This window comes from Desulfosarcina sp. (assembly GCF_041551955.1).
Classification (GTDB): Bacteria; Desulfobacterota; Desulfobacteria; order Desulfobacterales; family Desulfosarcinaceae; genus Desulfosarcina.
In genome coordinates this window covers 1-5352 of sequence record NZ_JBFELV010000355.1, presented here as the reverse complement: position 1 = coordinate 5352, position 5352 = coordinate 1, and the positions used below count along the sequence as shown (strand labels likewise).

5 protein-coding genes are annotated in these 5352 nt (G+C 57.2%); all 5 read right to left on the bottom strand.

What is annotated here, in order from left to right:
- Positions 1-103: 103 nt before the first annotated feature.
- A complete protein-coding gene (locus ABYV26_RS19955) occupies positions 104-850 on the bottom strand; it encodes a ThiF family adenylyltransferase (protein WP_372683118.1) in 747 nt (248 codons plus the stop codon).
- Positions 851-930: 80 nt separating this feature from the next.
- On the bottom strand, positions 931-3327 hold the full coding sequence (locus tag ABYV26_RS19950; RefSeq protein ID WP_372683117.1) for a molybdopterin cofactor-binding domain-containing protein: 2397 nt from the start codon (positions 3325-3327) through the stop codon (positions 931-933).
- Between the two features lie 17 nt (positions 3328-3344).
- Positions 3345-3797, bottom strand: a complete 453-nt coding sequence (locus tag ABYV26_RS19945) for a (2Fe-2S)-binding protein (RefSeq protein ID WP_372683116.1) — start codon at positions 3795-3797, stop codon at positions 3345-3347.
- Between the two features lie 88 nt (positions 3798-3885).
- Positions 3886-4764 carry a xanthine dehydrogenase family protein subunit M gene (locus ABYV26_RS19940; RefSeq protein ID WP_372683115.1) on the bottom strand — a complete coding sequence of 293 codons (879 nt, stop codon included), beginning with the start codon at positions 4762-4764 and terminating at the stop codon, positions 3886-3888.
- Positions 4765-4834: 70 nt separating this feature from the next.
- On the bottom strand, positions 4835-5352 hold a 518-nt coding region (locus tag ABYV26_RS19935; RefSeq protein WP_372683114.1), incomplete at its 5' end, for a molybdopterin-binding protein.

Genomic DNA, 5352 nt, shown 5'->3' with positions numbered 1-5352 from the left:
CTATACATTCATTTTTTTGCATAGGGTTTTTCTATAATCATTGTGAAGGTTAGCGACCGACTTCACCGGACGAAGCTGGAGCCATCAGCCGATTTTCAGTGGATTATTTACGGTGGCAGATACGACAGTCCGGGTTTCGTTCGATGGCGATTTTTTTGATGCGCATGTCGAGGCCGTGAAAGTGCATCAGTGACCCTGACAGCCCCGCCCCCCTGCCAATTAATAATTTAACGGCCTCCACACACTGCAAGGAGGCGATCACGCCGGCGGCCGGTCCGACAATCCCGATGGCTTCAGACACAGGATGCGTGTTGGCGGGGAAAATACATTCCAGGCAAGCGAAACGGCCCGGGATGAACGTTGCCACCATCCCATCAAACCCGTTTACGCCGCCAAAAATGAAGGGGATGTTCTTTTCCCAGGCGGCATGGTGTATCACTCTGCGGGTGTCGATGGTATCGGTGCCGTCAAGTATCAGGTCGCAGCCGCTAACCATTGCACCGACCGTATCGTCGGTGATACGCGCGGCCACGGCCTCGATGTGGCACCATGGGTTTAGCGATTTCAGCTTCGCCAGGGCGGAAGCCGTTTTTTCTTTTCCGAGGTCAGCGGTCGTGTGCAGGATCTGCCGGTTCAGGTTGTGACCGGCAACCCGGTCCATATCGATGATTTTCAAATGACCGATGCCGGCGGCCGCCATGTAATAGGCGGAGATGGAACCCAGGCCCCCCAGACCGGCAATCAAAACCGTGGCCTGCTTTAGGCGCCGCTGACCACTGACGCCGATTTCCGGTATGCTCAACTGGCGTCGGTAGCGGAGTTTCTCTTCTTCCGACAGGCAAAACGGCATGGGTCTCCCTCAAGCGTGCCAAAAAAAACAAAGACCATGGTCAAATGGAGGAGGCCGCCCATGGGCAGGCCCTTCCTGGTTTAATTGGCTTTAGGCTGTTTTTCCGAACTCGTGGGCGTTTTAGCCTTTCTGCGCTTATTTTGCTGCAGCGCTTCGAAAATGCGCTGCGGTGTCAGGGGCAGTTCGTAAATCCGAACGCCGGTGGCGTCATAAATGGCATTCAGCACCGCTGGAATGGTCGGCATGATGGCGCCTTCCCCCACCTCCTTGGCGCCGAAAGGGCCGTTGGGTTCGTTGGTTTCAACGACGATGGCCTCCACCGGCGGCATGTCCAGGGCGGTGACCATCTTGTACTCGGCAAGGTCGTTGTTGATCACCCGGCCCTTGTCATCGAACTTGACCTCCTCGTGCATGGCCTCGCCGATCCCCATGGAGACGGAGCCTTCCATCTGTCCTTCCACGGACGTGCGGTTGATCGCCTTGCCGCAGTCGTGGGCGTCGGTGACCTTTTCGATGGTCACCTGGCCGGTTTCCAGATCCACGTCGACTTCCACCACCTGGGCGCTGCACCCATAAGCCGGTGATGTGCCGACGGCGGCGCCCTTGTATTTGCCGCCCAGAAATTGGGGCTTGTATTTGCCGGTGCCGACGATGGAACCCTTGGCCAGATAGGCGATCCGTGAAGCCTCCCTGAAGGTCAGCTGCCCGGAATCCGGGTTATCCGACCAGCCGCGATGCTCCTTGATGTAGCGCGTACGCAGATCCGAAAAATCCACATCGTCGCGGTCAAAAACGATGTATCCGTTTTTTATGTCGATCGCTTCGACCGGCAGATTCAATTCATCGGCCAGGACCTCGACCACCTGACGCTTCACATCTTCAGCTGCCTCTTTGGCGGCATGACCGGTCATCAGGGTCTGACGGCTGGAGTAAGCGCCCAGGTCCACGCCCATGTCGGTATCGCCGGATGCCAGCCGGACACATTCCAACGGAACGCCGAGGGCTTCGGCGACAATCATGGCAAAAGCGGTGTCCGATCCCTGGCCGATTTCCGCAGAGGCCGTGTAGACTAAAACAGTGCCGCCGTCCTCGGTCAGTTTTACGATCACGGTGCAGTGGTAGGTATCGGACCGATAGATCGGAAACCCGGCACCGGAAACGAAGAACCCGCAGGCCAGGCCGATGCCCTTGCCCGACGGCAGCTTGCCCTTCTTGGCTTGCCAATCCGACCCGTTGGTTACTGCATCCAGACACTCGGCCATGCCGAAGCTGCTCATGTTGAGATCGTTGCAGGTGGTATCACCGGTTTTCATCATGTTCTTCTGCCGGATCGCCACCGGATCGATGCCCAGTTCTTCGGCGATCATGTCCAGCTGCTGCTCGAAGGCGGCCCGGGCGATCACCGCCCCATGCCCCCGTTGGGCGCCGCAGGCCGGTTTGTTATTGTAAATCCGGTAGCCGTCATATTTCATGTTGGGCAGCTTGTAGGGTCCTCCCAGCAGCGATCCCGAGTAGTAAACCGTGGCGATGCCGAAGCTGGAATAGGCGCCACCGTCCAGGTAGGCCTCGTGTTCCAGGGCCATGAGGGTGCCGTCTTTTTTGACACCGATGCTCATTTTATGAGTAAATCCGTGACGGGCCCGGCCGTACATGAAGACCTGTTCTCTGGTGTAATTCATCTTGACCGGCTTCCCGGTTTTGATGGACAGCAGGCAGCAGGCCAGTTCCATGGGATTGGCCGCAGCCTTGATGCCGAATCCGGCACCCACATAGGGTTTGATCACCCGGACCTTGCCCACATCCAATCCCAGCACCATGGCCACCGTGCGCTGGACATAATGCGGCACCTGGGTGGAACTGATCAGGGTCAGGTTGCCCGCGTGATCGTAGTCGGCGAGACACCCCTGGGGCTCGATGAAACCACCATCCTGGCGCTTGTTCTTCACCGTGGTCGTCTTGATCAGGTCACACACCTTAAACGCCGCGGCCACATCACCGAACTCCTGGTGCACCTCCGCACACACGTTGCCGGGAAACTTCTCATGCAGTTGCGGCGCGCCTTCGGCCATGGCATCTTCGACGGTGAACACCGCCGGCAATTCTTCGTACGCCACCTTGATCAGTTCCACGGCCTTTTCCGCGGTCTCCAGGTCCACGGCTGCCACAGCGGCAATCTCGTCGCCCACATAGCGGACCTTGTCGTGGCAGAACAGCGTTTCGTCGTAGCGCGCCGGGCTGACCCCGTATGGCGTCAAACCGGCTTCTTTGGCCGTAACGACACATTTGACGCCGGGAAGCCGCTCAGCCACCGATGTGTCGATGCTGAGAATTCGGGCATGGGCAAGGGGGCTTTGCAGCAGGGCGCCGTACAACATGCCCGGCTTGCTGATGTCGTCCACGAAAACCGCCCTGCCGGTAGCCTTGGCAGGCGTATCGAGTCTCCTGGCCCTGCTGTTGATCACATGATGTCCACTCATTATTTTGTCCTCTCGTCTTAAACGCTTTTGATCGCTTCGATAATTTTCTGGTAACCGGTGCAGCGGCATAGATTTCCCGAAATCGCTCCACGTATTTCGCTTTCATCGGGATGGGGATTTTTATCGAGCAAATTTTTAGCGGACAAGATCATGCCGGGTGAGCAAAAACCGCACTGGATGGCACCTTTTTCCACAAACGCGTCTTGAATCGGATGAAGCCCCTCTTCAGATTCGAGTCCTTCGATGGTTTCTACTTTGCGACCGTTGGCCTGAACGGCCAGCACCAAGCATGAATTCACCGGTATCCCGTCTAAAATGACGGTACAGGCGCCACAGTCGCCGGTTTCACAGCCTTTTTTGGTGCCTGTCAGCCCCAATTCATACCGGATGAGATCCGTCAGTGTCAGATTGGGTTCAACCGCTATTTCATACTCACGGTCATTCACCGTCAGTTGGATCAGCTTTTTCATCTCTTTCTCCTTGTTGTTTCGCTTTTCCCAAAGGCTGCCGACATGGGCACTGGTCCTTCACCCCTGGCCAGTGTCTGCGGCGGAGGGTTTAGTCCCGGATGGCCTGACGATAAGCCTTATCCAGGGTGCGCTTGGTCAAGACCCCCACCATGGCCTTGCGATAGCTGGCTGCACCTCTGAAATCATCGATGGGGGTACAATCCTGCCTGGCGGCTTCACCGGCTTTGAGAAAAAGGCTTTCATCAGGCTTCTGGCCGATCAGCACGGCTTCGGCCGTGGCGGCCCTCAGCGGCGTCGGGCCCACTGAACCCATGACGATGCGTGCTTTTTTTACGCATCCGTTTTTTTCATCTAACGCAATGAAGGAAGCGACATTGACAATGTTGCAGTCCTGGGCCTTGCGCACGCCCAGGTTGATATAGCCGGCACCCTCACCTTGGCAGGGCACCGGCACCCGGATCTCGGTCAAAATTTCATCGACATCAATTTCGGTGAATCCGGGCCCCTTAAAGAAAGCTCCCAGCGGGAGCTCTCTTTTTCCTCTGCGGCTCTCAAGCATGGCGGTGGCGCCATATGCAATCAATGACGGGGGCAGGTCTGCTGCGGGTCGTGCCGAGCCGATATTGCCGCCGATGGTGGCTCGGTTACGCACCAGAGGTGAACCGAGGGCTTTGGCACCGGCGCGCAGGGCGCCCAATTTTTCTTCAACCAGGCTATCGACCGTCAGTTCGGCCACCGTACAGCGTCCACCGATGATGATCCGACCGCCCTTTTCTTCGATACCGTGCATGGAGGAAATCCGTGACAGGCAGACCAGATGTGCGGGGGTCAGAATTTTTTTCTTCATGTTGACCATGAGATCGGTGCCGCCTGCCAGTAGTTTGGCTTTGGCGCCATACGCGGCCATGATCTCACAGGCTTCATCGATCGACCTTGGTTCATGGAAATCAAACTCGGGCAATAGCATCTGTCCCTCCTATGAAAATTTTTTTGACGTTTTCCGGCGCCTGGGTGCCGTCGGTACAAGCAAACGCAGATCATCCGGTTTTTCCGAATGAACAGACGGGATACCTGCAATCCGGGCAGCTGGAGCAGAATCCGCCATGGCCCATGGAAACAATATCGGCGCGGGTTACCGTTTCACCTGCCAGCAAGCGGGGCACCACGAGATCGAAGATGCTGGCCTTGTGGTACATGACACAACCGGGCAGTCCAACAATCGGCACATCGCCGACATGGGCGAGCATGAACATGGCACCCGGCAAAACGGGCGCGCCGTAGGTGACCACCTTGCCGCCTGCGGCGCGGATGCTTGCCGGCGTTTGATCGTCAGGGTCCACCGACATGCCGCCGGTTACCGCGACAAATTCCGCGCCGTCGCGGATGAGCCCCTTGATGGCGTCCACGGTCATGCGAATGTCATCGGACACCAATACCTGCCTGATCACCTGACTGCCAAACGAACTGAACTTCTCACGCAGTACCGGTCCGAATTTATCTTCGATGCGACCATGATAGATTTCACTTCCCGTCGTAACAATCCCGACTTTTACCG

Excerpts from the sequence above, each read along its gene's own strand:
- ABYV26_RS19955 (WP_372683118.1), bottom strand. The coding sequence starts at position 850 with ATGCCGTTTTGCCTGTCGGAAGAAGAGAAACTCCGCTACCGACGCCAG.
- ABYV26_RS19950 (WP_372683117.1), bottom strand. The coding sequence starts at position 3,327 with ATGAGTGGACATCATGTGATCAACAGCAGGGCCAGGAGACTCGATACG.
- ABYV26_RS19945 (WP_372683116.1), bottom strand. The coding sequence starts at position 3,797 with ATGAAAAAGCTGATCCAACTGACGGTGAATGACCGTGAGTATGAAATA.
- ABYV26_RS19940 (WP_372683115.1), bottom strand. The coding sequence starts at position 4,764 with ATGCTATTGCCCGAGTTTGATTTCCATGAACCAAGGTCGATCGATGAA.